The sequence below is a fragment of the Erythrobacter aurantius genome (assembly GCF_023823125.1).
Taxonomy (GTDB): Bacteria; Pseudomonadota; Alphaproteobacteria; order Sphingomonadales; family Sphingomonadaceae; genus Erythrobacter; species Erythrobacter aurantius.
Genome location: NZ_CP090949.1, coordinates 1,525,302 through 1,551,450 on the forward strand (window position 1 = coordinate 1,525,302; position 26,149 = coordinate 1,551,450).

The following is a 26,149-nucleotide window of genomic DNA, read 5'->3' on the forward strand; positions in this document are numbered from 1 at the left end:
TAGTGTTCTTTATTTGTTCCATGCTATAAGGAGGTATGGAACAACCGATTCTCATCATCGTCGCGCTTGTCATCGGCCTTGCTATTGGTGGGGCGGGCGCATGGTTTGTCACCTCACGGCCGCTGGCCGATCTGCGCAGGCGGCTGGATGAAGGGGAGCGTGAGCTGGCCGAACAGGAGGCCGAGTTCAAACGCGCCATCGCCGAACTGGGTGAAGCCCGGATCGAGGTTGCCGGCTTGAAGGAACGCGCCGGTCAGGCGGACGGTCTGCTGTCGCGGCTCGACACGGTGCAGGCGGAACGGGCGGATCTGGCGCAGCGGCTCGCCGCGCTCGAAAGTGCGGCGGCGGAGCGTGAGAAAGCCTTTGCCGAACAGAAACAGGGCCTGCTCCAGGCGCAGGAAGCCTTGCGCAAGGAATTCGAGAACGCCGGCAGCAAGGTGCTCGAACAGGCGCAGGAAGCCTTCCTGAAACGGGCAGAAGAACGCTTCAAACAGTCGGAGGAAGCGGGCGAGGCCAAGATCAGGGCGCTGCTCAATCCGGTGGGTGAAAAGCTCGCCTCATACGAAAAGCAGGTGAATGAGCTGGAGGCCAAGCGCACCGACGCATTCGGCCAGTTGCATGGCCTGATCCAGTCGATGCGCGAAGGGCAGGAACAGGTCCGGCGCGAGGCGCAGCGGCTGGGCAATTCGCTTACGAACGCCCCCAAGGCGCGCGGGCGCTGGGGTGAACGGGCCTTGCAGAACCTGCTCGAACAATGCGGGCTGGCGCAGCACACCGATTTCATCATGGAACATTCGGTCGATACCGATGACGGACGGCTGCGGCCCGATGCGATCATCAATGTTCCCGGCCAGAAGAAACTGGTGGTCGATTCAAAGGTATCGCTCAACGCCTATCAGGCGGCGTTCGAAGCCGATGACGATGCCGAACGTGATCGGCATCTGGCGCTGCACGCGAAATCGATGCGCGGCCATGTGCAGACGTTGGGTGCGAAAAGCTACCAAAGCCAGTTCGAGGAAGCGCCCGATTACGTCATCATGTTCGTCCCCGGCGAACACTTCGTCACCGCCGCGCTGGAGGCCGACCCCGAATTGTGGGACTTCGCCTTTGAACGCCGCGTGCTGCTGGCGACGCCGACCAATCTGGTCGCCATCGCGCGCACGGTGGCGCAGGTTTGGCGACAGGACGGCCTCGCCAAGGAAGCGCAGGAAATCGGACGGATGGGGGCAGAGCTTTATGGCCGCCTGAAGACCGCAGCCGATCACCTTAAGCGCGTGGGCGGGGGGCTCGAAACGGCGGTCAACAATTACAACAAATTCGTCGGCAGCTTTGAACGCAACGTGCTGTCCTCGGGCAAGCGCCTTGCCGAAAAGGGCATCGAAATCGCCAGCGAGATCGAGGACGTGCCGCTGGTCGAAGCCGCACCGCGCTACAACGCGGCGGACGCGGCAGGGGTTGAAGAAGACGGCTTCATGCTCGAAAACCGCAAGGACGCAGCGGAGTAGGGAACATGACGTTGGCTTTGCGGATGATTGCAGGCGCAATTGCGGCGATGGCAATGGCGGCTCCTGCCGCTGCCGAACATCTGGAACCGCGCAACGCCTGCAGCGCAATGGCCGGGGCCGATGATTTCCGAATGACGCTGGTAACGGCGGTGGCAAACCGCGATGCGGAATTGCTTCGCACTGTGGTCGACCCCGAAATCCTGCTCGATTTCGGCGGCGGCAGCGGCTGGCAGGAAATGCGCGCGCGGCTCGACGCGGCGGATTACCGCCTGTGGGACGAACTCGACACCGTCATCCGCCTCGGCTGTGATCGCGCCTATCAGGACAGCCTCGTCATGCCCTATTACTGGGGGCAGGATTTCGGCGACATGGACGCCTATGGCACCTACATCGTGCTGGGCGCGGATGTGCCGATGTTCGCCACTGCCAAGGGCGAACGCAGGATTGCGCGCCTCAGATGGGAAGCGGTCGAAGCGGTCGGTTTCTTCGACATGGTCGAAGGCGACCGCGAGGCCCCCCTGTGGGAAGTGCTGACACGCAACGGCAAGCGCGGCTTTGTCGATCGCACGCGGCTGCGCGCGCTGGTTGATTATCGCCTGATCGCGGAACAGCGTGATGGCGGGTGGAAGATCACGACATTCGTCGCCGGGGACTGATCGCGCCCTAAGCCGCGCCAGCGAAGGTCTATGCCTCTAGCCCCGCCAGCACTTCATACGCCAGCACCGCTCCTGCAACGGCCGCATTCAAAGAATCCGCACGGCCTTTCATCGGCATGGTGACGCGCAAGTCGCATTCCGCCTCATAGGCTTCGGGCAGGCCTTGCGATTCATTGCCGACCAGAATGAAGCACGGCGCCTGATAGGCGGCCCCGCGATAGGGCACGGCATCGCGCAAGCTCGCGGCGACCAGCTGGCCCGCGCCGCCTCGCAACCACGGCAGGAATTCCTCCCACCGCGCCTGCGCCAGCGCCACGGTGAACACCGCGCCCATGCTGGCACGCACAGCCTCGGCGCTGAAGGGATCGGCGCAGTCATCGATCAGGATCAACCCGCCGGCCCCCACCGCGTCGCAGGTGCGCAGCATGGTACCCAGATTGCCCGGATCGCGCAGGTCCTGCGCCACCATCCAGATCGCGCCCGCATCCCGATCAAGCCGTGCAAGGCCGGTGTCGAATTCGTCGAAGACCCCGACAACGCTCTGCGTGTTCGACTTGCCCGTGATCTTGGAAAGGATGTCGGGCGTGGTGGTGATCACCTCGCCGCCCGCCGCTTCGACTTCGGATTCGAGCCGGGCGAGCAGATCATGCGCGTCGCGCCCTTCTGCCATCACCAGTTGGCACGGAACATGGCCGCAAGTCCGCGCATCTTCGAGCAGCCGCAGCCCTTCGACCAGGAATTGCCCGGCGCGTTTGCGGTGCTTCTTGTCGCGCAGGGACCGCAGGTATTTGACCGTGGGATTGGAAAAGCCGGTGATGTGTTTGCGCACAGCGCGCCCCTCAGCCGCGATCTTCGCCAAAGCCGTCTTCGACCAGCGCCACCAGTTGATCGAGCGCGGCATCTGCGCCTTCGCCCGATACTATCAGTTCAATCGTATCGCCCTTTGCCGCGCCCAGCATCATCAGACCCAGGATCGATCCGCCTGCGGCTTCGTTCCCGTCCTTTGCCACCCGTACATTGGCCGCGGCGGGCAGGGCCGCAACGGCGCCCACAAATTTGGCACTGGCGCGCGCGTGCAGGCCGCGCTTGTTGACAATGGTAACGGTCTTGCGTGCTTCGCCCATTCCGCTCCAGCCTATTTCCCGGCGCTGGCGCTGCGAGGCGCGGGCTCTGCACCCAGCAGCTCGCTGGCGACGGTGATGTAGTTGCGACCGGCGGTTTGCGCGGCTTCGACAGCGGCGACGACGCCCATCGATTTTCGCGCACCGGCCAGCCGGATCAGCATCGGCAGGTTGATCCCCGCGATCACCTCTACCCGGCCCGCCTCCAGCAGCGAAATCGCGAGATTGGACGGGGTCCCGCCGAACAGGTCGGTCAGGACGATTACGCCGCCGCCGGTTTCGACCGCCTCGATCTTGTCGGCGATTTCGGCGCGGCGTTGCTCCATGTCGTCATTGGGGCCGATGCACACGGTGGCGATGTCGGTCTGTTTGCCGACGACATGCTCCATCGCTTCGACGAATTGGTCGGCGAGGCGGCCGTGAGTTACTAGGATCAAACCGATCATGCGCGAATTCAGTCCGTTATTGCCTGCGGCTCGTTATCGTTTTGCGAAGGCGCACTATTAACTCAAACACCACCATGCGATGCAACCCCTGCGGCGATCAGCGCCGCTCGCCTTCGATTGCGTCTGCGGTGCGTGATGCCAGATTTCGGTGGCGGACAGTGGGCGAAAATCCGGCCTCGCGCAAGCCTTCAGCCATGCGCTCTGCGGTAAAGACCGATCGATGTCTCCCTCCGGTACAGCCGAACGCGATGTGGACATAGGATTTCCCCTGCGCGGCATAACGCGGCAACAGTGTCAGCAGCAGGTCGCGGATCTGGCCGAACGCGGTGTGAAAGGCGGGGTCGCGCTCGATATGCTCGCCTACGGGCGCGTCAAGCCCGGTCTGCTCACGCAAGCCATCCACCCAGTGCGGATTGTCGAGGAAGCGCATGTCGAAAACCAGATCGGCCAGCGGCGGCATCCCGCGCGCAAAACCGAAGCTGGAGACGGTGAGCGTCATGCTGTCCCCGTGATCTTCGGCGAACAGGTTGCGCACATGGGTCTGCAAATCATTGGCCGACATGGCCGAGGTATCGATCACGATTTCGGCCCAGCGCCGCAGCGGCTCCAGCAATTCGCGTTCGTCCGCGATCCCGTCGAGCAGTGAGCGGCCCTGAGCCAGCGGATGGCGGCGGCGGGTTTCGTTATACCGCCGTTCAAGCTCACCCCCGGCGCAATCGATGAACATAAAACTGATCGCCAGATCGTCGCGCGCGGAAAGGGCCTTCACCAGATCGATGATCTCACCCGGCACAAAGCCGCGCGTGCGCGAATCAAATCCGATGGCGAGCAGGGCGCGAGCTTGCGCGTCGGGCTCCCCCACCAGCCGTTCCAGCAAGCGGATCGGGAAATTGTCGATCGTTTCCCAGCCTAGGTCTTCCAGAACGTCGAGCGCGGTCGATTTGCCGGCGCCCGAAAGGCCGGTCACCAGCAGGAGACGCTGGCGGGGGTCGGTTGGCGCTGGCGGCGATGCAGTCATGACTTCATCGCTTTTCGCGCTTTGCGGCGCTCAAGGGAAGCGGTTTCCGTCAGCTTTGCCGAAGCTATCCGCAGGAAAGCCCGTGCAGCGCCAGCGCGTGTTCGGCCCGCACGGCGGGTGCGATGCCGCCCGGATCGAAGGGAAGGCACGGGATTTCAACGCCAATCAGCATCCGTGACGGGATATTGTCCGGCAGCCTTTCGGGCGGGCTGTCCAGATCCAGCATCAGCGCCAGCGGGGCGGGGGCCGAAACGGGATATTCCACGATTCCCACCCCGCGCACTTCGATCAGGCCCGCGATATTGGGCGGTGGGCTGGCGATGATCAGATCGCCGTGGCGAGCGAGGCTGACGCCGTCGTCCCCGATCAGCGCAGCGCCGCGATCAATCAGCGCCAGCGCAAGCGAGCTTTTGCCCCGGCCCGGAGCGCCGGTGATGGCAAGGGCGCGGCCGTCAATCGCGACAACGCTGGCCTGAATGATGGCAGTGTCGTCCGTCGTCATTTCGCGGCTGGCAGGCGGAACCGCAGGCAAGCGCCGGTGCCTCCGTCAGGCCGCGCCTGTGCGATCAGTGAACCGTCATGCGCCTCGGCAATGGCGCGGGCGATAGCGAGGCCAAGCCCGGAATGGTTGCCAAAGGCCTCTTCGTCGGGGCGCACCGAATGGAACCGCTTGAACACCTTTTCACGCGATCCCTCGGGGATGCCGGGGCCGCTGTCGCACACCATCACCGTCACGCAGTCGCCGTCATTATCGACTAGCACTTCAATCGGCGCATCGGGCGGAGAAAAGGATACGGCGTTGTCGAGCAGGTTTTCGATCACCCGTTCCAGCCGCGCCCCCACGCCCAAGACGAATGCCGCAAATCCGCGCGTTTGCAGCACGATCTTGCGGTCGAGATTTTCCGAGCGGTCTTCGCGGCTGCCGATGATGGCCCGGATCAGCTCGGCCATATCGATCCGCTCCAGCGTTGCGCGGGACATTTCGGCGTCGATCCGGCTGGCATCGGAAATCTCCGTCACCAATCGATCAATCCGGCGCACGTCATGGGTGATGATCTGTTCCAGCTCGCGCCGGGTATCGGCGTTTTGAACCTTGGGGAGGGATTCGACCGCGCTTCTGAGCGAGGCGAGCGGGTTCTTGATTTCATGCGCGACATCTGCCGCGAAGCTGTCAACCGCGTCGATCCGCTGCCGCAGGGCCTGCGTCATGTCGGAAACCGATCGCGCCAACTGGCCGATCTCGTCGCTGCGTTCGGGCAGGCGCGGCACCTCGACGTCGCGTTCGCGCCCCTGCCGCACCTTTTGCGCGGCGCGGGCCAGCAATTGCAGCGGGGTGACGATGGTGCGGGCAAGATAGAGCGACAGCAGCGCCGAAGCACCCAGCACCACCAGCACCGCCACCAGCAGCGCCGAACGCGCCGAGCGCACGCTTTCGGTGATGTCCACCGCATTGCGCACCGTCAGCAGCGTTGCCCCGTTGAGGCCGACAGGCGCGGCGGCGGTAATCACCGGTGTTCCGTCGACCCAGTCGTAGAGCCGGACCTGGCTCAACCCTTGTTCGCGTGCCTGCACCAGTTCCGGCCAAGCATCGGCGGTTTGTGCTTCCGGTTCGACATAGTCGGTTACCGCCTCGGCGCTGACTATGGTGTCGACGGTGCGATCGAGCCAGCGGGCGAATTGCTGATCCCAGGTGTCATCGGTGATATCGTTCAATTCAAAAGCCGGATCGGCAAGCGCGAAGCTGTCTGCCCATAGCCGCCCTTCGGCATCGAACATGCGCATCCGCATCCGTTGTTCGCGCCCGATCTGCACCAGCAGCGCCTCTTGCCGCTCACGGGTTGCGCCAGCCAAGGCCTCGGCGGTGATCTGCGCCTCGATCCGGGCGAGCTTGAAGCGTTCGTTGATGAGCTGCGTGCGATAGGTGTCGAGATAGAACAGTCCGCCCGAAAGCAGCGCCAGCGGCAGGATGTTGACGATCAGGATGCGCGCGGTGAGCGAGAAGCGCCCGGTCAGCGTTCCGCGTTCGCTTGTGCGCGCAATCGGTTGGGAATCCTCGCCTGCGGCAACGGGTTGCATTTCAGCCATCGGTGAAACTGTATCCCGCTCCATACAGCGTATCGATCGCGCCGAATTCGGGATCGACCGCACGGAATTTCCGCCGCATTCGCTTGATATGGCTGTCCACTGTCCGATCATCGACGAAGACATCGTCGGGATAGGCTGCATCCATCAGCTGGTTGCGGCTCTTGATCACGCCGGGACGCGCGGCCAGCGCTTCGAGGATGAGGAATTCGGTCACCGTCAGGCTTACCGGTTTGCCGTTCCATGTCACGTGATGGCGGGCCGGGTCCATGTACAGGCGGCCGCGATCGATGCTGGGGTTGGCCGGTTCGGGCAGGGCGGTTTCATTGCCGAGCCGGCGATCAGGCTCGGCCCGGCGAAGGATGGCGCGGATGCGCGCGGTGAGCAGGCGCAGGCTGAACGGCTTGGCGATGTAGTCGTCCGCGCCCAGTTCCAGCCCGGCTTCCTCGTCGGCTTCGTCGTCCTTGCTGGTAAGGAAGATCACCGGGAGCGGCGAATGTTCGCGCACGCGCCGCAGCAATTCCATGCCGTCCATCTTGGGCATCTTGATGTCGAAAACGGCAAGGTCGGGCGGGTTTTCGAGCAGCGCCTTGAGCGCGGTTTCGCCGTCGGAATAGAGGCGCGTGACAAAGCCTTCGGCCTGGAGCGCGATCGAAACTGTCGTCAGGATGTTGCGATCGTCATCGACCAGCGCGATCTCGATTGCTTCGTTGCGCGAGCTGCCGCCGGACATTTCGTCCGATCCGTGCTTGGTTTCGATTTCCATCTTTGCCGGTGCTCCTCGTCTCGCGTGAGACAGGAGGTAGCGTGATCGCGCATTCGAAACAATCAAGGAGGTGATCAGACCCCGGAAATCCGTGCTGCAAATGCGAAGAAAGCTGCCGTGAAAATTGTGCGCCGCAACGCCCGAAATGCCCGGTTTGACGGGGGCGACATCCGTAACTATGCCGCTTCGCGGATTGGGGTCATTTCGCTCTCTTTCGACTCGCAGGACGGCGGTGTCGTAAGGGGCGACGGCGATATGCTCCCGTTCCCCAGGACAATGCGGCCATGTTTCCTCTCGCGGGCCCTTTTCAGGAGAAGACACCTTGATCCCCCTCGCCCATTCGCTTGCAGCCCAGGGCATCGAAACCCGGGCTGACGTTCACCCCAATCTCGGCACGTCGGCGCTGATCGAAGCTGCTCTCGCTTCGAACGAAGGTTCGCTTTCAAAGCACGGTGCGCTTGTGGTGCAAACCGGCGCAAAGACCGGCCGCAGCGCCAAGGACAAGTTCATTGTCCGCGATGCCGAAACCGAGAACACCGTGTGGTGGGGCAAGGTCAACGTTTCGATGACGCCGGATCACTTCGCCGCGCTCAAGGCCGATTTCATGGCCGCGCTGGCGCAAAAGGACACGCTTTATGTCGCGGATCTGTTCGGCGGGTCGCAGCCCGAACACCGCGTCAACGTGCGCGTGATCAACGAGCTGGCATGGCACAATCTGTTCATCCGCACCCTGCTGGTGCGTCCGACGGCCGAGGAACTGGGTTCCTTCGCGCCCGAATACACCATCATCGACCTGCCCAGCTTCAAGGCTGATCCGGCACGCCACGGCACCAACAGCGAAACCGTGATCGCGGTGAACCTGTCGGAAAAGCTGATCCTGATCGGCGGCACGCGTTACGCGGGCGAGATGAAGAAGAGCGTTTTCGGCATTCTCAATTACCTGCTGCCGACCAAGGGCGTGATGCCGATGCACTGTTCGGCCAACATCAGCGCCGATGGCAAGACGGCTGTGTTCTTCGGCCTGTCGGGTACGGGCAAGACGACGCTTTCGGCCGATGCCTCGCGCACGCTCATCGGCGATGACGAGCACGGCTGGTCGGACACGGCGGTCTTCAACTTTGAAGGCGGCTGCTATGCCAAGATGATCCGCCTGTCCGAAGAGGCGGAGCCGGAAATCTACGCCACCACCCGCCGTTTCGGCACGGTGCTGGAAAACGTGGTGATGGACCCTGTCACGCGCGAGCTTGATCTGGATGACAACACGCTCGCCGAAAACACCCGCGGGGCCTATCCGATCGATTTCATCCCGAACACGAGCAAGGACAACCTTGGCCCGGTGCCGTCCAACGTCGTGATGCTGACCGCCGATGCATTCGGCGTGCTGCCTCCGATCGCGCGGCTGACCCCGGAACAGGCGATGTATCACTTCCTGTCGGGCTACACCGCCAAGGTCGCAGGGACCGAGATCGGCGTGACCGAGCCTGAGGCGACCTTCAGCACCTGTTTCGGTGCACCCTTCATGCCCCGCCATCCGAGCGTTTACGGCAATCTGCTGAAAGAGCGCATCGCCAAGGGCGGGGTGCAGTGCTGGCTGCTCAACACCGGCTGGACCGGCGGGAAATACGGCGTCGGCCACCGCATGCCGATCAAGGCGACACGCGCTCTGCTGAACGCCGCGCTTGACGGTGATCTGGATGGCGTCGAATTCCGCGCCGATCCCAACTTCGGTTTCGATGTGCCGGTGCATGTGCCGGTGCTGGCTGAGGCTGGCATTGACCAGACCATCCTCGATCCGCGCAGCACCTGGGCGGACAAGGCCGAATATGACGCGACCGCGCAGAAGCTGGTGCAGTTGTTCATCGACAATTTCGCCGAGTTCGAGGCGCATGTCGACGAAGGCGTACGCAAGGCTGCTCCGGTCGCCGCCTGACACGTCCGCAACCGAGACAATCGAAGGCCCCGTGCGTTCAGGCGCGCGGGGCCTTTGCCTTGTCACCAACCCCGGCTAACGTCGTTGATATTTCAGGGAAGGGACCAACCATGAGCATTCTCGATTCGATCCTCAAGAACATCGGCGGCGCGCCCGATGATGTCGTCAATCTCGCTGCAAAGGTCGGGATCGATCCGGCAATGGCGGAAAAGGCGATCGCGATGCTCGGTCAAACCCACCAGATGGAAGGCGAAACGGTGGAGCTGGCTGCGGCCAAGACCGGGCTCGACGCGGGCGTCCTGAGCCAGATCGTCGAACAGATCGGCGGCGAAGGTTCGCTCACCGAATTTGCCAGCGCGATCCAGAAAGACCCGTCATCGCTGATGGGCCTGCTCGACCGTGACGGCGACGGCAACGCGCTCGACGACATCACCGATATCGCTTCTGGCCTGTTCGGTCGGAAGTAAGCACGAGTGAGGGGCAGGGCACCCGATCAGGAGTCGTCCTCGCCCCCATCGCCGTCGACAGCCGCCTCGAACTGATCGCGCAGCGCGCCGAAATCCGCTCTGGAGCCTTCCGGTAGCCTGCCAAGGTAGTCGATCGCCGCCTGTGCAAAGCGACTTTGTCGCCCCCCGTGCGGATCGGCTGCGACCGGCGCGAGCAGATAGCGCGCGATTACCGCGTCGCCTTCAGCTGCTTTCATTGCCGCCACTTCAACTGCAAGTGCCTTGTCGAAAGGCGCGAGCTGGGTCGCCCGCTCCAACGCGAACCTTGCCTGCTCCGGCGGTGCGATCCCGCGGTAGGTGAAGCTGCGATAGTAATAGATCAGCGGTTGCGTGTGATCGGCCTCCAGCGCGTTCAGCGCCTCGAACGGAGCCATCGCGGCGGCATAGGCCGCTTCCTTGTCGGCGGCGTCTGCCGCCTTGCGGAACAGCGCGTAACCTTGCTGCACGTAGGCGTTGGTGACGGTCGGATCGATGGCTATCGCGCGGGTGGATGCAGCGATGGCGGCATCGTCATTGCCGGCATCGTATTCCGCTTCGGCCAGCGCAGCCAGCACCTCGGCATCCTCAGGGTAACGCCCGGCAATCAAACGGGCGTCGGCAGCGACCATTGCGGCTTGTTCGTCATCGACCCCGCGATCCGAACGCATGATCACGTCCATCATTGCGGCGTGCCCGTCGCTTAATTCTGTGACGGTGACCTTGCCGATCCGGAAGCGCTCGGCCGAAAATCGCATTCCCGACATCGATGTCTGGCGTCCGTAATCGCGCAGCTCGCTTTCCAGCCGGTCCAGATCTCCAAAGATCTGCTCACCTGCCTGAAGGCTGTCCATGCCCGCTGCCACCGCTTGCCAGTAGCGCACCAGTTGCCCGCTGCGCTGCGGGTTGAAGCTGAGGTAGTGGAACAGCAGCCAAGCGCGCCCGTAATAGGCGGTGTAGCGATTGCCCCGGTTTTCGCGGTAAAGATCGTAATCGAGCAACTGGCGCACCGACACCGGCGCTGCTTGGCTGATTTCCCAGGCGCGTTCGTTGTTAGGCAGGCCGATATCTACCGATCCATCATCGTTGAAGCGTGCGGAAGAGAAGTATTCCGCTGCACCTTCGCTCAGCCAGCGCGGCATGGCATGACGGGCAGAGGCGATCAGGAAATGGTGAGCGTATTCGTGGAGCAAGGTCGACAGCGCCGGGTCTAGCACCTGCGCCGTGGCGCTGCGCGAATAGCGTGACCCCGTCTGCGCCCGTCCGATATCGCGCGTGCGGAACTGGATATTGGGAACGAAGGTAACCGATCCATTGGCGCGCGGAATGTAGAAACCCGCCACGGCGGAGCGTGCGCCTCCGCCATAGATGTCCCGCAGGTCATCGCGCGTGCCGACCATGTAGATTGTCAGCCTGTTGGACGGGCTGGGTACTGGAACCGTGCGCCCGGTCTCGAGCTCTAACGCGACATGATACCGCTCGAGCAGTTCGGCAAAGCCTTCAAGATCTTCGGCCCGGCTGTCGGAATAGATCACGAACCGGTCGCTTTCGGCCTTGTGCCATGCTGCGCTTGCCGGAGATGAAACGACCAGCGGACTCGCCAGAATGGCAAGCACCGCGAAAAGGCGATGGATCATAATGGCAGTCCCCCTTCGTGTCTGCGACTACACGAGCAGGGGAAATCATAGCCGATCCGAATGGCTTGACCAGCCCCTTGGGGGATTAAAGTCACGCCCCGGTGATGTATCGCTCCACCGTCTTGCCCACCACGTCGAGCGGGGCGTTACCGCCCAGAATGACGGCGGTGTTGAACGCCTTGAAGTCATAGCCGCTGCCCATGCGCGCTTCCGCTGTCTGGCGCAGGCGCACGATCTCGGAATGGCCGATCTTGTAGGAGCATGCCTGTCCCGGCCAGCTGCAATAGCGATCGACCTCGCTCGCGACCTCTTCGTATTTGGAGCCGTTGCGCTGCACGAAGAACTGCCGCGCCTGTTCGCGGCTCCAGCGTTTGTGGTGCAGCCCGGTGTCGACGACGAGGCGGCAGGCGCGGAAGGCGAGGCTTTGCAGATAGCCCAGCCGCCCGACCTTGAAATCGTCATAGGCGCCAAGCTCGTCTGCGAGCTGCTCCCCATACAGCGCCCAGCCTTCTGAAAAGGCGCCAAAGGCGAGGATCGAGCGGATCAGCGGCAGGCGGTTCGAATATTCGCCTTCCCATACGTGTCCGGGGATCGCTTCGTGGAAGGTGAGATCGGGCAGATCGTATTTGCGGTGCAGATCGGTGGTGCGCAGGTTGATCCAGAACCGACCCGGAATCGATCCGTCTTTGCTGCCCGCGCCGCCATAGGCGCCCGGTGCGCCCGCTTCCTCGGTAATCGGGATGCGGCGGACTTCCATATTGGGATCGACCAGCGAGTTGAAGGCGCGGGGCATCTGCCCCTTGATCCATTGCAGACGATCATCGATGGAGGCGAAGATTTCCTCGCGTCCCGGATCGCCTTCGGCAAATTGGTAGCGCGGGTCTTGCGACAGCGCCTGCATCCGTTCGCCCACCGTCCCTTGGGTGTAGCCGATTTCCTTCAGGATCGGGTCCATCCGGCCATGCAGCTGTGCCAGTTCCTCCAGCCCCAGTTCGTGGATTTCGTCCGGGGTCATGCTGGTGGTGGTCGATGCGCTGGTGGCCCAGCTGTACCATTCATCGCCCTGCGGCTGCGCCCACATGCCCGGATTGCCCTTGGCAAGGCCGCGCTGGGTGCGCAGTTCGGCGAGCTGGCGTTCGAGCGCGGGGACGATCTTGCCCGACACGATCCCGTCGAGTGTGCCGACGGCGGGCTGGGCGGCGGCCAATTCGCTGGCCTCCATCGGGCCGACATAGCTTTCGCGCGCGGCGGCGATCACCGTCTCCATCTGCGCGATTGCCTTGTCGAGCAGGAAGTCGGGCGGGACGAGGCCCATGCCACGCGCCTGCTTGATCCGGTCGGTTTCCCCGTCGAGCACCGCGCTGACTTCATCTGCGCGGGAGACGTAGAAGCCCACGTCATCGGCATCGCGCAGCGGCTGGCTGGCACCGAAATGGCGCGGGAAATCGATGTATCCGCCGACGTTCTGGATCACGAGGTAGGGGGCGTTGCGCCAGCTTCCCACGGCGACATCGCCATAGGGCAGGTCCACCCCCGCAAGCGCGCTGGAAAAGGCGCTTTCGACGACTTCGAAACTGGTTTGCTGATCGGGGGTGAGACCGGCCTTGGGATAGCTGCGGGCCTGTTCCAGCGCCCAGCGCAAGGTCGCCTGATAGGCATCGCGCCCGGCTTCGCCCACAGCGCCAAAGGTTCCGCGCCATTCCGCATACTGTCCGGTGTCCACGCCCAGACCCGTCGCGCGGCCCGGTTCATGGCGGAGCATCGCATAGGCGATTTCGTCCAGCATCTCGTCCGGTGTCAGCGTAACCGGCTGGCCGTTCGCGGCTGTATCGTAGGCAGCACCTGCGCATCCGGGGACAAGCGCGAGGGCGGAAACGCCGCCCAGACCGATCAGGGCCTGACGACGGGTGAAATCTGTGTGGTTCTCTCTCATGGCGGCAAGGTTTGGCGAGCCGCGACGTTCAAGTCAATTGCGCCGCGCGAGGCTTGCGCGCTAAAGGGTTTGCATGACCGATATCGTTTTCTCGATCGTGGTGCTCGCCGCTATCCTGCTGATCGTGGGCGCGGTTTTCATGTGGCGGCGAACGGGTGAGGCGAAGCAGCCGCTCTTGATGGTTGTGCTGGCGCTGATCGCGATCGGCAATGTGTTGATCTGGACCATTCCCGATGCCGAGGGAACCGCCCCGATCGACCAGATTTCCGAAGAAGAATAGCGCCTCCGGTTTTCAGGCCGGAAAACAAAACGGGCTTCCCGAAGGAAGCCCGTAATCGCGACCCTCAACGCGAGTTTCAGGGGATCCGCCAGTTGACCGAGCTGCTGTAACTGCCCGGAACGATCCGGCCCGAGGAATCCTTGGCCGGGCTGAATTCGGCGCGCTGGCGCAACAGGCGGCAGGTGGCCTCGTCCAGAGCGTCATGCCCGGTCGATCGGGTGATGGAGCAATTCGTCACGCGGCCCTGCGCGTCGATCTGCAAGGTGAAGCCGGCCCGGCCCGAATAGCCGCGATTGATCCAGCTCGGGCGGTAATCCCTGTCAGTGATCCAGCGCCCCGGATTGCCCATCGGCGCGGCGGCGACCAGATCGAAAACCGGGGTGGGCGATGGCTTGGGAATCCCGAAATCGACCGGGCCGAAGGTGTCGCCGATGCCTTCTTCGAGACCGGGCAGATCAGTGATCGGGCTGCTGGGGGTCAGTTCGAAATCAAACTCGCTTTCGGGCCGGGTGATGGTGGTTTCGGTCTGCTGCGAGGTGGTCTGTTCGGTCGCGGAGGTAGAGGTTTCGGGCTCGATCACTTCCGGGGTGATCTCGATCACTTCTTCAAAGGTGCCTGTCGGATTGGGCACCGGCGGCATGATGACCTGTTTGACGGCCAGCCCGGTGATCAGCAGCACGGCGATCCCGGCAGGAACGCCGATCGCGCCGACGGCTGCGGCAGGATTGGGGCGGTTGGCAGCGGCAGTGTAGCTCATGGCAGCAACTCCTCTCACTTTTGCTAGGAGATGATGTTACAACGTAACCGCAAGTAATCAAGAACTATCGCGTTGCACTTAGCGACCCGTCGCGTTTCGCAACCGATCAATTTTGCGTAATAATATTATGGAGGTTGTTTCGCGGCCTCAGGCGCCGGGCGGCCGACATCCGTCCGCCTTTGGCTTTGCGAACCCTATCGGGTTCGAACCATGACAAGCAGTTCGGTTTGCAAATGTGTCCGGCTGCAAGGGCGACCGCCCGCCCGCAGCGGGCGCAGCTGTGCTGCGCGTCTAGCGAGGACGAAGGCGCGGATGCGCCTTCGTCAAAACAATCGCTATTTGATCGGACAATCCGGCGAGAGTCGGAAGTCGAGGTAGTTGTCGACGCTCGCCATCATCTCTTCCAGCTCGTTTTCATAGAAGTGGTTGGCGCGCGGGATTTCGTCGTGGTGGATGGTGATGTGCTTTTGCGTGCGCAGCTTGTCGACCAGCTTTTGCACTGCATTGGGCTGCACCACCGTATCCGCCGCGCCCTGCACGAAAATGCCCGAAGCGGGGCAGGGGGCGAGGAAGCTGAAATCATACATATTGGCGGGCGGCGAAACCGAGATGAAGCCGCGCACTTCCGGGCGGCGCATCAGCAATTGCATGCCGATCAGTGCGCCGAACGAATAGCCTGCCACCCAGGTGGTCTGCGCCTCTGGGTGGATCGACTGCACCCAGTCGAGCGCAGATGCGGCGTCGGAAAGTTCACCGATCCCGTTGTCGAACGACCCTTGCGAACGGCCCACGCCGCGAAAGTTGAAGCGCAAGGTGGCAAAGCCGCGATCGGCGAAGGTCTTGTACAGCCGCTGCACGATCCGGTCGTTCATGGTGCCGCCGCCTTCGGGGTGCGGATGCAGGATCATCGCCACGGGCGCACGCGGGCGCGGGGGAGGGGAGAAACGACCTTCGAGACGGCCCTCGGGGCCGGGAAAGATGACTGATGGCATCAGCTGGACCTTGCTAGAATCAACGCCGCATTCGCCGGGTGGCGCGCGGGAGGCTGCGCTCTATATAGAGAGCAATTGCATCGTGCAACTTGTTGCGAATCGTTCTTAATTAGGTCTCCGTGTCCCGACCCCGCATCTATCTCGATCATGCCGCCACCTCGCCACTGCGCCCCGAAGCAAGGGCGGCAATGGAGGAAGGGTTTGCGCTATGGGCCAACCCGTCGTCCCCCCATGCGGAGGGGCGCAAGGCCAAGCAGGCGCTCGAGGATGCGCGAGACCGGATCAAGGCGGCGTTGGGGCTGGGCCAAGGAGACAAGAACTACGAGCTGATCTTCACCTCGGGCGCGAGCGAGGCTTTGTGGATCGCGCTGAACCGGGCGAAGGCCAATCGCCGGATCGTCAGCGCGGTGGAGCATGACGCGGTGTTCCGCGCCGCGCCCGATGCGGAAATCTCGTCCGACGAGAGCCTGTTCGACGCGCAGACCATCCTTGCGGTGCAGCACGTCAATTCCGAAACCGGCGTGATCAATCCGGTCGACCAGATGGCCGCAGCCTTGCGCGAAACGGGCGCTGTGATGCTGTCCGATTGCGCGCAAAGCGCGGGCAAGATCGAGCTGCCCGATGCCGACATGCTGGTGGTTTCGGCGCACAAGTTCGGCGGGCCGATCGGGATCGGAGCCTTGCTGATGCGCGATTTCAACCTGCTTGAGCCGACCGGCGGGCACGAACGCGGTTATCGCCAGGGGACTGAGAATATGCCCGGAGCCCTCGGCATGGCCGCCGCACTGGAGGCAGGCGCATGGGCAACCAGCGCCGATCAGCGCGCGGCATTCGCGGCCGAACTTTCCGGGGACGTCCTGACGTTCGGCGATCAGGCCGATCATATCCTCGCACTGGCTCACCCCACCATGTCTGCACAGGCGTTGCTGATCCGCCTCGACGCAATGGGATTGGCCGTGTCGGCGGGGAGCGCCTGTTCCTCCGGCACGCTCAAGAAAAGCCGCGTGCTCGATGCCTTCGGCGTTTCGGACGAGGTAGCCGCGCGCACGATCCGGGTCAGCCTTGGCTGGAACACCACGGCAGGGGAATTGGACCAATTTGTCGAGGCTTGGCGCTCGCTTTGACAATCCCCTTTTGATAGGGGCTGACGTCATGATCTATCTCGACAATCAGGCGACCACTCCGCTTGCCCCCGAAGCCCGCGAAGCCATGCTGCAGCATCTGGACGGGCCGGACGGCAGCGCCTTTGCCAATCCGCATTCCCCGCATCGCATGGGCCGGATGGCGGCGGCTGCGGTGGAGGCCGCGCGCGAGAAGGTGGCGGCGCTGTTCCCGTCGGGCGGGCGCGTGATCTTCACCGGCAATGCTTGCGAAGCGATCAACCTCGCCATGCGCGGTGCGCAGATCGAAGGGGGTATCGCCATCTCCGCGATCGAACATGCGGCGGTGAAGGACACGGCCAAGGTATTGGGCGATCCCGAGGTAATCCCCGTCGACAGCGAAGGCTGCGTCGATCCGCGCACCAATCTGCCGTCCGGCGTCGGCCTTGTCTGCGTTATGCAGGTCAACAATGAAATCGGCACTGTGCAGCCGGTCGATCAACTGGCCGATCAGGCGCATGCGGCGGGCGCGCTGTTCCTGTGCGACGCGGTGCAGGGCGCGGGCAAGGTCGCGCCTCCCGAAAAAGCCGACATGATCGCGGTGAGCGCGCACAAGATTTACGGCCCCAAGGGCATCGGCGCGCTGTGGGTGAGGGACGGGGTGGAACTGACTCCGCAGATCACCGGCGGGCTTCAGGAAGGATTGCGTTCGGGCACGCTGTCCCCGGCGCTGGTCGCAGGGTTCGGCGTGGCGGCGCAGCTGGCGCATGAACGCATGGAGGAAGACCGCGAACACGCGCGCGCCCTGTGGGATCGCGCGCTGGAACTGTTCGACGACTGGCAAGTGAACGGCAGCCTCACCGCCCGCAACCACGCCAATCTCAGCATCAGGCGCGGAGGGCTGGATGTGGCGCGGTTGATGAGCACCTGCCGCAATGTCATGTTTTCCGCCGGAAGCGCCTGCGCCAGCGGATCGGGCAAGCCCAGCCATGTGCTCAAAGCCATCGGGCTTTCCGATGCCGAAGCGAAAAGCACGATCCGGCTCGGCTGGGGTCGCTATACTTCGGCAGAGGAGCTTGAGGCGGCGGCACAGGACATCAAAGCTGCGGTGAAGGAGCAGGAATTGTGGGTTTGAAAGTCACCTTCATCGACCCGCGCGGCACCGCGATCGAGGCAGAGGCTGATGCGGGCGACAATCTGCTGAAAATCGGGCAGGCTGCGGGCCTCCCGCTCGAGGGGACGTGCGAGGGGCAGATGGCCTGTTCCACCTGCCATGTGATCGTCGCGCCCGAATGGTTCGAGAAGCTGGACGAACCGAGCGAGGAAGAGGAAGACATGCTCGATTTCGCCGCCGGAGCGCGCCGGACAAGCCGCCTTTCGTGCCAGATCGACCTGACCGAGGCGCTTGACGGGCTGACCGTCAGCGTGCCCGCTGAAAGCAACGACGCGCGGCGGATGTAAGGGTGAACGGGGGGAAGACCATGATCCGCAAATTCATCGCCCTGATGGTTCTCGCCGCGAGCTGCATGCTTGCAGGCGTTCCCGCCCAGGCAGGGGGCAAGCATGCGCTGCTGATCGGCAATTCCTCATACCAGCAAGTCGGCACCGGAGAGCAGTGGAGCAGCCTGCCCAATCCGGCCAATGATGTGGACATGGTGGCCGCTTCGCTGCGTTCGATCGGCTTTGCGGTGACTGTCGTGCCCGACGGGACATGGGCGCAGATGCGCAGCGCGGTTGACGGGTTCAGCCGCTCCATCGACGATGCCGATATCGTTGTGTTCTATTACGCCGGGCATGGTTTCGAATATGGCCGCCGCAATTACCTCGTCCCGGTGGACGCGCCCCTGCAGGCAAGCGCGGACGAGATCGACCGCGTGTTCATCGAATTCGAAGCGCTTGCCGACCGTTTGACGCATGACGGGACGACCATCTTCATGCTTGATGCGTGCCGCACGGCGGGCGATGTCGGCCCTTCGGCCAGTGCCGGGAATCAGGTGACCCGCAGCGCGCCAGCCCCGGTGATCATCGAACCCGCGACGCGACAGGCGGCGAGCGTTTCTGCAGGCATTCGCGAGTTTGATTTTGAGCCCGGCGCTCGGGTGGCGGTGCTCTATTCCACCGGGCGCGGCATCCCCGCCTATGACGCAGCCCCGCCGCCCGAGAACGTCAGCCCCTTTGCCTATGAGGTGGCGACCAAGGTGACGGTGCCCAAGGTTGATGTGAGCCTCGTCTTCAACTCGATCCGTCAAGGCGTGTATGAACGCACCGAAGGGTTCTGGCCGCCGCAGGTGCCGTTCACCTACAATTCGCTGTCGCCCAACACGTTTCTGGCGGATGCGATAAGTACAGCCGCCATTGCTGAGCAAGCCGATGCGCCGCCCGCGCTGCGCCCGATCGACCTGTCGTTGGAAGAACTGGAGCGGATCGACGAACCGATCCTGATCATGCGCGTGCTGGCGGAACATTCGGTCGCCGAGATTGAGGCGCTGGTGGCGGCGGGCGATCCGCTGGCGACCTATCTGCTGGGCTATATGCAGCATTTCGGCATGGGGGTTGAAAAAGACCTCGATGCGGCGCGTGCGACGCTGGAAAAGGCGGCGGCGCACGGCACGCCCTATGGCCAGCTCGAGCTTGCCTATTTCCTGCGGGTCAATGTGCGTGACGAGGCGGACAAGGCGCGCTCGCTTGAACTCTACAAGGCGGCAGCGGACCAGAACTATGCCAAGGCGCGCGGACATTATTCGCGGGTGCTGATTGGCGCAGCCGAGCATCGCGGAACGCCCGAGTACCTCGAAGGAGTGCGCCAGCAACGCCTCGCCGCGGAAGCCGGCTATGCCTATGCCTATTACGGCTTGTTCTATGCCATCCCCGAGGAGGGCGAGGCCTTTGTCATGGCGCTCAAGGAAATGGCGCAAGAAGGGCGCGCGGATGCAGACCAGCAATTGTGCAACATCTTCGTGCGCGAGGCGCGGTTTGCCGAGGCTGTCCCGCATTGCGAGGTGGCGGCCAAGGCGGGCTATCCCGATGCATTTGCGCAAATGGCGCTGTCCGCCAACAACGGCTGGGTCGGCCCACGTTCGATTGAGGATGCGCGCTTCTGGATGCGTCAGGCGCTTTCGCGCGGCGATCTCGAAGCGGGGCTGTGCGCGCAGATGGTGTCGATGCAATATGAATTGGCAGTCGAAACCAACACGCTGGACGCGGCGCGCATCCTCAACTGTTCACGCAGCTAGGCTTCAGCTTCCGCCTGTACCGGCGCAAAGCGGCGCTTGGCCATGCGTACACCCCATACGCCCAGTCCCACCGGCAGTGCGACCGATCCGATCAGGATGAGCAGCGCGGCGAGATAGCCCATGATCGAACCGAGCGCCCCGATCGCACCCTGCGCCGGGGCGAAGAAATCGCTGCTGATCGGCACGCCTGTTTCGTATCGCACGGTGACGCGGCTGTAGGCGACGCGGCCTTCCATCTGCCGCAGCCAGCTGCGCGCCTGGTCGATCTCCTCGTTGACGCGCGCGACGCTGCGTTCGGCCTCAACCAGTTCCTGCACCGTCCCTTTGCGGGTGCGCAGCACTTCGAGCAGCCGGTCGCGCAATTCGGTGCGGGCGCGCAGGCGCGCTTCGGTGTCGACGATGTTGCGTGACAGTTCCTCCGACGCGATTTCGGCAGAAACCTGCTCCGCGCCTGCATCCTGCGCCTCATCCTCCAGCAGCGCGCCGAACGCCCGCGCCTGCCGGCTGGCAACCGCCATTTCGAGCACGCCGGTGACTTCGTCGGCTTCCTCGCCGGTCTTGCTCATGCCGAGAATGCGGCAGGCAGCCGGGCCTTGCTGTTCGCACAGGCTGGCATGGCGACGCTGCAAGGGGCCGATATCGGCAGCGGGCAGCGCCCAGCGGTAATCATAGGTGTAGGCGAGCTGCGGCATGTTCACCGGGATGTCGCCCAGTTCGGGGATCGCGCCGTCATCGGCGGCGACTTCGCTGGCTTCGGCGGCATATTCTGCATCCATTGCGGCTTCTTCGTACATGGCGGAATCCCCCGCTTCGCTGCACGCGCCAAGGCCAACTGCAAGCATTGCGGCACCGGCCAACATCCAGGTTTTACGCATTTCTCTCTCCTCAAATCGGGGCGGAACAAGGCAGCGAAAGCGAGTCTGCCTTATTCTCGCCCCAATTGTGCCACATTTTAGCCATAATTCAAGCCGGGTTGGAATTTCCCGGTTTTCGCCCGCATTCTTCAGGGCGTATTCCCTGTGGAAACGCCTCTCCCGCGCACCCTCCCGCATTGCTAAGCGAGAGGGATGTCCGACACTTCGACCACTGATGATTCCGATCCGTTCGACGCGATCGTCGATGCGCCCTTCGATGCCGCCCTGTCAGAGCGGTATCTGGTCTATGCCCTGTCCACGATCACCGCGCGTTCGCTGCCTGATCTGCGTGACGGGCTGAAACCGGTTCACCGTCGCCTGTTGTGGACTATGCGCCAGCTGAAGCTTTCGCCTGACAGCGGCTACAAGAAATCGGCCCGCGTCGTGGGTGAGGTGATTGGTAAATATCACCCCCACGGCGATACCGCCGCCTATGACGCGATGGTGCGGCTCGCGCAGGATTTCTCGCTGCGGTATCCGTTGGTCGAGGGGCAGGGGAATTTCGGCAATATCGACGGCGATAACGCCGCTGCCTACCGCTACACCGAAGCCCGCCTGACCAAGACCGCGATGCAGTTGATGGAAGGGCTGGACGCGGGCACCGTCGATTTCATCCCGACCTACAATGGCGAGGAAGTCGAACCCGAACTGATGCCGGGCCTGTTCCCCAATCTGCTGGCCAATGGCGCCAGCGGGATTGCTGTGGGCATGGCGACCAACATCCCTTCGCACAATGTGGCGGAGGTGATCGACGCGACGCTGGAACTGATCGACAATCCGCATGTCGAGCATGAACGGCTGATGGAACTGATGCACGGCCCGGATTTTGCGACCGGTGGCCAGATCGTGGACAGCGCCGCGACCATTTCCGAAGCCTATCGCACCGGGCGCGGGTCTTTCCGCCTGCGCGGCGTGTTCCGCGCGCCCGAGGCCAAGGATCAGGCCGATATCGAAGCCGGGATTGAACGGCTGGGCGGCGGCCAGTGGCAGCTCGTCATCAGCGAAATTCCCTATCAGGTGGCCAAGGGCAAGCTGATCGAACAGATCGCGCAAGCCATTGCCGACAAGAAGCTGCCGATCCTTGAAGACGTGCGCGACGAAAGCGATGAGAAGATTCGCATCGTGCTCGTCCCGCGCACGCGCAATGTCGATCCCGAACTGCTCAAGGAATCGATCTTCAAGCTGACCGACATGGAAACCCGTTTCGGGCTGAACATGAACGTGCTGGATGCCACCCGCACCCCGATGGTGATGGGTATCAAGGAGCTCCTGGGCCATTGGACCGCCTCGCAGATCGACATCCTCCAGCGGCGCACCCGCCACCGCCTCGACCAGATCGAAAAGCGGCTGGAACTGGTCGAAGGCTACATCATCGCCTTCCTCAACCTTGATCGCGTGATCGAGATCATCCGGTATGAGGATGATCCTAAGGCGGTGATGATGGAGGAGTTCAAGCTCACCGACAGGCAGGCCGAGGCCATCCTGAACATGCGCCTGCGGTCCTTGCGCAAGCTGGAAGAAATGCAGCTGCGGCAGGAAAAGGACGAATTGCTGGCCGAGCAGGACGATCTCAACAAGCTGCTCGAAAGCCCGGCCCGCCAGCGCACCCGGCTGAAGAAGGACTTGCGGACCTTGCGCAAGGACTATGCCGAGGACACCGCGCTGGGCGCGCGTCGAACGCTGATCCGCGAAGCCGCTCCGGCGGTGGAATTCAGCATGGACGCGATGATCGAAAAAGCACCGGTCACCGTGATCCTGTCGCAAAAGGGATGGATCAGGGCGGCGAGTGGCCACGTACCGCTGGATCAGGAATTCAAATACAAGGAAGGCGACAAGCTCGCCTACATCCTCCACGCGCAGACCACCGACAAGCTGCTGATTGCGGCATCCGACGGGCGGTTCTTTACCCTAGGCTGTGACAAGCTGCCCGGTGCGCGAGGCTTTGGCGAGCCGGTGCGCACCATGATCGACCTTGAAGCCGAGGCCTCGATTTCAGGGATGCTGGTGCACAAGGAAGGCGGGCGCCTGTTGCTCGCCTCCAGCATCGGCAAGGGCTTCATCGCGGAGACGAAGGAGCTGCTCGCCGAAACCCGCAAAGGGCGGCAGGTCGTGAACCTGAAGGACGGCGCGCGGCTGCAGGTGATCCGCGAGGTCCCCGAAGGCCACGATCATGTCGCGGCGGTGGGTGAAAACCGCAAGCTGATCGTCTTCAACCTCGAAGAAATGCCGGTGATGGCGCGCGGGCAGGGGGTGATGCTGCAACGCTACCGCGATGGCGGATTGAGCGATGCGACCACCTTCGTGCTGGCGGACGGTTTGAGCTGGACGATGGGCGGATCAGGCGAGCGGACCCGGACCGAAACCGAAATCTGGCAATGGAAGGTCGCTCGCGGCGCCGCCGGTCGCCTGCCGCCGCAGGGTTTCCCGAAGAACAACAGGTTTTCATGATCGTTGGTGTGCGCGGGCCCATTGACGGCTCCGTCCCAACCAAGCGGATGAAAGCAAAAGCCGCGGCCACCATTGCTGGTGACCGCGGCTTTTTTCTGCCCGAACGGGCGTGTCTGCTTACATGCTGACGCCGGTTGCGCCTGCGGCTTCCTCGGTCGCCGCCATTTCGGCTTCCTTGGCGCGGGCCTGTGCCGGGGTGAGGATTTCTGCACCTTCTGGCACCTCGACGGTGTTCGCGCCCAGCTGTGCGCCGGTGTAGAGCGCCATCAGCGCGCCTTCAGGGCTCACGGCGAAGGATTCGCGGGTCAGGGTGACGATGCCCATGTCGTTCTGCACGATCACGGTGTCTTCGCTGTCGATGGTGTAGACGGTGCCGGCGGGCAGGCCGTCAGCGCTGACGACCATAGCGCCTTCGACCAGCGCGGCATCGCGCTTGGCATTGGCTTCGGCAACCTGCGCATCCATCATGCCGTCGATCTGGCCCTTGGTGGCGTTGATCGTCCAGTTGCCTTCGCGTTGTGCAAAGAAGTTCGCAGGCAGCGGAGCCTGGTGCTTGCCGGTGTCGACAAGGACTGTCGCGCCATCATTGCTGACAACCGTGCCGACTTCGGTCGGGGTTTCTTCCTGGCTGAAGATGGTGGTGCCGACGTCTTGCGCATTGGCGGCGACGGGGGCGGCAGCCACAACGGTGGCAATAAGGGCAAGCTTTGCAAATTTCATGATCAATTACTCTCCAGTTGTAATTCCAGTCAGACCCCGGAGGGGAAGGGTGGCCGCCGCAAACAGGAGGGCAGCGCGTGCAGGATGGACGCAAGACCAAAAGGGCCAGGCCAACAGCGATGGAAGCACGCTCCTGCGAACAATGTGCGAAACGCGCGGGGAGTTCCCTAACGGCAGGCCCGGCCTGTGACAAGTCGACGACCTGTGACTTTTATGTGACTGATCGCGCCTGAAGCTCGCCTTAACGTAAACGTCAAAGTCCGGTCAGCAATGGCGGTCAGCGTCAGCCGCGCGCCAATTCCTCGTCCAGAATCTGCGCAATGCGATCTGGATCGGGAAACCCTTCGGCAACCCAGCGGCGTTCCACCGTCTGCATCAGCCGCGCGACGTGCGGCCCGGCGGCGACCCCGCGCGCGACGATCTCTCCGCCCTTCAGCGGGAAGGCGGGCGGCTCCCACCCGGTAATCATTGCGGTGTCATGGTCGAGCAGCAGCAGCCGGTCGATCGCTTGCTCGATGCCGATATTGTAGGCCAGCGTTTGCGGATTTTCGGCATCGCTGCCCAGTCGTTCGCTCGCTGAAACAAGCCGCGAACGCTGTGCCTTTGACAGGCGCAACCGTGCGGCGACCGCTTCGGCCACTTCGGGCGAGGGCGGCAACAATGAGGCAAGGCGGCGGATCGGCGCGGGGGCCTGCGCATTGGCATCCTCGCGCCGGATCAAACGGGCAAGCGCGTCGAGATGCGCGCGGCCGGTTTCGGGCAGGATCACGCCCAGCACCCCGGCTTCGTGCATCCGCGCCAACGTCGCGTGCGGATCGGGCAGCGCCAGAAGCGCCAGCAACTCCGCCGCGATCCGCTCGCGGCTCAAGCCCTTAAGCGTTGCCGCCATGGCGGTGCAGGCGGCTTCGGCTTCGGGATCGAGCTCCGCCCCGAACCGCGCCTGAAACCGGTAATAGCGCAGGATCCGCAGATGATCCTCGGCGATGCGATCACGCGCATCGCCGATAAACCGCACCCGCCGTGCCGTCAGATCGTCCTGGCCGCCGAAATAGTCCGAAATCTCCAGCGTTTCGGGATGGGCGTAGAGCGCGTTGATAGTGAAATCGCGCCGCGCCGCGTCCTCGCGCCATTCGGTCGCAAAGGCGACGGTCGCGCGCCTGCCATCGGTGGCGACATCGCGGCGCAGGGTGGTGATTTCGACCGGGCCATCGGCAAGGATCGCGGTGACGGTGCCGTGATCGATCCCCGTCGGCACGGTGCGTATCCCCGCCTGCGCGCACAGGTCGATCACCCGGTCCGGCGTGTGCATGGTCGCGCAATCGACATCGTGGACCGCCATTTGCAGCAGCGTGTCCCGCACCGCTCCGCCGACCCAGCGGATATGCTCCGCCCCCAGCGCGGCGGTGAGCATACGCAGCCCCTCCCGCCGGGGCCAGTCAGCCGATTTGAGTGCGTCGTTCACGATTGCCCCGCTAGACGGAAAACTGTGCCTTGGACAAGCTTGCGGTTGGCCGGGATGCGCGATTCAGCTCTGCCATGCGATCCGGCGCGACAGGTTGAACAGGATCGCGGCGGTCACGCCCCAGATGCGAAATTCGCCATATTGCATGTCGAGATAGAAGCGTTCCTGCCCGTTCCACATCGCGCTGCGCCTGATCCAGTTGTCGGGATCGAGCAGATGCGCCAGCGGCGGATCGAACCACGCGGCGACCTCGCGCGGGTCAGGCTCTATCGCGAGGCCATCGGGCACCACCGCGAGAACGGGCGTCACCGCAAACCCCGTGCCGGTCAGGTAAAGGTCGGTTGCGCCGATCACGCGGACGTCTTCGGCCCGAATGCCAAGCTCCTCCTTCGCCTCGCGCAAGGCCGCTTCGACGGCATCCTCGCCCGGCTCCAGCTTGCCTCCGGGCAGAGCGACTTGCCCGGGATGATCGCGCATTCCGCGTGGCCGCTGTGTCAGCAACACGCTTGGCCCGGCGGGCTTGTCGACGACTGCTATCAGCACCGCCGCAGGGGTTTGCCGATCACCCTCGGCATGGCGATGATCGATGATCAGGTACGGCGCCTCGCGGGCATGCCCGCGCGCGTATAGGTCTGCCAGATGATCGAAAAGATCGCTCATCCGCCGA

Annotated in this window: 25 protein-coding genes; 10 read left to right on the plus strand and 15 right to left on the minus strand. The window is 63.5% G+C overall.

Translation table 11 applies throughout. The features are described from left to right. Positions 1 to 35 precede the first annotated feature (35 nt). The gene (rmuC, locus tag L1K66_RS07205; protein ID WP_252260253.1) at positions 36 to 1,505 is read left to right on the plus strand and encodes a DNA recombination protein RmuC; all 1,470 of its coding nucleotides are present in this window, start codon (positions 36 to 38) and stop codon (positions 1,503 to 1,505) included. Positions 1,506 to 1,510: 5 nt separating this feature from the next. Next, complete coding sequence (locus L1K66_RS07210; RefSeq protein WP_252260254.1) at positions 1,511 to 2,161, plus strand: hypothetical protein; 651 nt, start codon at positions 1,511 to 1,513, stop codon at positions 2,159 to 2,161. Between the two features lie 28 nt (positions 2,162 to 2,189). Here the strand turns inward: L1K66_RS07210 and L1K66_RS07215 are convergent, their stop codons facing one another. The 7 genes from L1K66_RS07215 to L1K66_RS07245 all read right to left on the minus strand — a co-directional run bounded on the left by L1K66_RS07215 (position 2,190) and on the right by L1K66_RS07245 (position 7,561). Then, the gene (locus L1K66_RS07215) at positions 2,190 to 2,990 is read right to left on the minus strand and encodes a TrmH family RNA methyltransferase (RefSeq protein ID WP_252260452.1); all 801 of its coding nucleotides are present in this window, start codon (positions 2,988 to 2,990) and stop codon (positions 2,190 to 2,192) included. Positions 2,991 to 3,000: 10 nt separating this feature from the next. Continuing rightward, positions 3,001 to 3,285, minus strand: a complete 285-nt coding sequence (locus L1K66_RS07220; RefSeq protein ID WP_252260255.1) for an HPr family phosphocarrier protein — start codon at positions 3,283 to 3,285, stop codon at positions 3,001 to 3,003. Between the two features lie 11 nt (positions 3,286 to 3,296). Continuing rightward, positions 3,297 to 3,728, minus strand: coding sequence for a PTS sugar transporter subunit IIA (locus L1K66_RS07225; RefSeq protein ID WP_252260256.1), 432 nt, complete (start codon positions 3,726 to 3,728; stop codon positions 3,297 to 3,299). Between the two features lie 97 nt (positions 3,729 to 3,825). After that, positions 3,826 to 4,746, minus strand: coding sequence for an RNase adapter RapZ (gene rapZ, locus L1K66_RS07230; RefSeq protein WP_252260257.1), 921 nt, complete (start codon positions 4,744 to 4,746; stop codon positions 3,826 to 3,828). A 64-nt stretch (positions 4,747 to 4,810) separates the two neighbouring features. Next, positions 4,811 to 5,248 carry an HPr kinase/phosphorylase gene (locus L1K66_RS07235; protein ID WP_252260258.1) on the minus strand — a complete coding sequence of 146 codons (438 nt, stop codon included), beginning with the start codon at positions 5,246 to 5,248 and terminating at the stop codon, positions 4,811 to 4,813. Next, entirely contained in the window at positions 5,245 to 6,831 is a 1,587-nt protein-coding gene (locus tag L1K66_RS07240; protein ID WP_252260260.1) for a sensor histidine kinase, read from the minus strand. The genes L1K66_RS07235 and L1K66_RS07240 overlap by 4 nt, the downstream gene beginning before the upstream one ends. After that, positions 6,824 to 7,561, minus strand: a complete 738-nt coding sequence (locus tag L1K66_RS07245; protein WP_252260453.1) for a response regulator transcription factor — start codon at positions 7,559 to 7,561, stop codon at positions 6,824 to 6,826. Before L1K66_RS07245 ends, L1K66_RS07240 begins: the two co-directional genes overlap by 8 nt. 355 nt (positions 7,562 to 7,916) lie before the next feature. On the opposite strand from L1K66_RS07245, the gene L1K66_RS07250 reads away from it, so the two are divergent. Both L1K66_RS07250 and L1K66_RS07255 read left to right on the plus strand, forming a co-directional pair. Next, positions 7,917 to 9,524 carry a phosphoenolpyruvate carboxykinase gene (locus tag L1K66_RS07250; RefSeq protein ID WP_252260261.1) on the plus strand — a complete coding sequence of 536 codons (1,608 nt, stop codon included), beginning with the start codon at positions 7,917 to 7,919 and terminating at the stop codon, positions 9,522 to 9,524. Positions 9,525 to 9,634: 110 nt separating this feature from the next. After that, positions 9,635 to 9,991, plus strand: a complete 357-nt coding sequence (locus L1K66_RS07255; protein WP_252260262.1) for a hypothetical protein — start codon at positions 9,635 to 9,637, stop codon at positions 9,989 to 9,991. Between the two features lie 26 nt (positions 9,992 to 10,017). On the opposite strand, the gene L1K66_RS07260 is transcribed toward L1K66_RS07255, so the two are convergent. Continuing rightward, positions 10,018 to 11,643, minus strand: a complete 1,626-nt coding sequence (locus tag L1K66_RS07260) for a DUF1570 domain-containing protein (RefSeq protein ID WP_252260263.1) — start codon at positions 11,641 to 11,643, stop codon at positions 10,018 to 10,020. A gap of 91 nt (positions 11,644 to 11,734) precedes the next feature. Then, on the minus strand, positions 11,735 to 13,576 hold the full coding sequence (locus L1K66_RS07265) for a DUF885 domain-containing protein (RefSeq protein ID WP_252260264.1): 1,842 nt from the start codon (positions 13,574 to 13,576) through the stop codon (positions 11,735 to 11,737). A gap of 73 nt (positions 13,577 to 13,649) precedes the next feature. On the opposite strand from L1K66_RS07265, the gene L1K66_RS07270 reads away from it, so the two are divergent. Then, the gene (locus L1K66_RS07270) at positions 13,650 to 13,856 is read left to right on the plus strand and encodes a hypothetical protein (protein WP_034952623.1); all 207 of its coding nucleotides are present in this window, start codon (positions 13,650 to 13,652) and stop codon (positions 13,854 to 13,856) included. A 76-nt stretch (positions 13,857 to 13,932) separates the two neighbouring features. Here the strand turns inward: L1K66_RS07270 and L1K66_RS07275 are convergent, their stop codons facing one another. Both L1K66_RS07275 and L1K66_RS07280 read right to left on the minus strand, forming a co-directional pair. Continuing rightward, positions 13,933 to 14,613 (minus strand): energy transducer TonB, encoded by a 681-nt coding sequence (locus L1K66_RS07275; RefSeq protein WP_252260265.1) that lies wholly within the window; start codon positions 14,611 to 14,613, stop codon positions 13,933 to 13,935. 335 nt (positions 14,614 to 14,948) lie between these two features. Continuing rightward, a complete protein-coding gene (locus L1K66_RS07280) occupies positions 14,949 to 15,605 on the minus strand; it encodes an alpha/beta hydrolase (protein WP_252260266.1) in 657 nt (218 codons plus the stop codon). A gap of 119 nt (positions 15,606 to 15,724) precedes the next feature. Here L1K66_RS07280 and L1K66_RS07285 point away from each other — a divergent pair, with 119 nt between their 5' ends. From L1K66_RS07285 to L1K66_RS07300, 4 genes are read left to right on the plus strand one after another with little or no spacing between them, the layout of a single operon-like run. Further along, positions 15,725 to 16,729 (plus strand): cysteine desulfurase family protein, encoded by a 1,005-nt coding sequence (locus L1K66_RS07285; RefSeq protein ID WP_252260267.1) that lies wholly within the window; start codon positions 15,725 to 15,727, stop codon positions 16,727 to 16,729. A gap of 28 nt (positions 16,730 to 16,757) precedes the next feature. Continuing rightward, positions 16,758 to 17,840 carry a cysteine desulfurase family protein gene (locus L1K66_RS07290; protein WP_252260268.1) on the plus strand — a complete coding sequence of 361 codons (1,083 nt, stop codon included), beginning with the start codon at positions 16,758 to 16,760 and terminating at the stop codon, positions 17,838 to 17,840. After that, positions 17,831 to 18,166: a 2Fe-2S iron-sulfur cluster-binding protein gene (locus L1K66_RS07295; protein ID WP_252260269.1), complete on the plus strand. Its 336-nt coding sequence runs from the start codon at positions 17,831 to 17,833 to the stop codon at positions 18,164 to 18,166. Before L1K66_RS07290 ends, L1K66_RS07295 begins: the two co-directional genes overlap by 10 nt. Positions 18,167 to 18,186: 20 nt before the next feature. Further along, positions 18,187 to 19,938, plus strand: coding sequence for a caspase family protein (locus L1K66_RS07300; protein WP_252260270.1), 1,752 nt, complete (start codon positions 18,187 to 18,189; stop codon positions 19,936 to 19,938). Here the strand turns inward: L1K66_RS07300 and L1K66_RS07305 are convergent. Beyond that, the gene (locus L1K66_RS07305; protein WP_252260271.1) at positions 19,935 to 20,813 is read right to left on the minus strand and encodes a DUF4349 domain-containing protein; all 879 of its coding nucleotides are present in this window, start codon (positions 20,811 to 20,813) and stop codon (positions 19,935 to 19,937) included. The two genes, L1K66_RS07300 and L1K66_RS07305, sit on opposite strands and share 4 nt — an antisense overlap. 192 nt (positions 20,814 to 21,005) lie before the next feature. Here L1K66_RS07305 and parC point away from each other — a divergent pair, with 192 nt between their 5' ends. Further along, positions 21,006 to 23,300, plus strand: a complete 2,295-nt coding sequence (gene parC / locus L1K66_RS07310) for a DNA topoisomerase IV subunit A (RefSeq protein WP_252260273.1) — start codon at positions 21,006 to 21,008, stop codon at positions 23,298 to 23,300. A 117-nt stretch (positions 23,301 to 23,417) separates the two neighbouring features. On the opposite strand, the gene L1K66_RS07315 is transcribed toward parC, so the two are convergent. The 3 genes from L1K66_RS07315 to L1K66_RS07325 all read right to left on the minus strand — a co-directional run bounded on the left by L1K66_RS07315 (position 23,418) and on the right by L1K66_RS07325 (position 26,142). After that, entirely contained in the window at positions 23,418 to 24,020 is a 603-nt protein-coding gene (locus tag L1K66_RS07315) for a hypothetical protein (protein ID WP_252260274.1), read from the minus strand. A gap of 283 nt (positions 24,021 to 24,303) precedes the next feature. Beyond that, positions 24,304 to 25,482, minus strand: coding sequence for a CCA tRNA nucleotidyltransferase (locus tag L1K66_RS07320; protein ID WP_252260275.1), 1,179 nt, complete (start codon positions 25,480 to 25,482; stop codon positions 24,304 to 24,306). A gap of 63 nt (positions 25,483 to 25,545) precedes the next feature. Continuing rightward, on the minus strand, positions 25,546 to 26,142 hold the full coding sequence (locus L1K66_RS07325) for an NUDIX hydrolase (protein WP_252260277.1): 597 nt from the start codon (positions 26,140 to 26,142) through the stop codon (positions 25,546 to 25,548). Between the last annotated feature and the right edge of the window lie 7 nt (positions 26,143 to 26,149).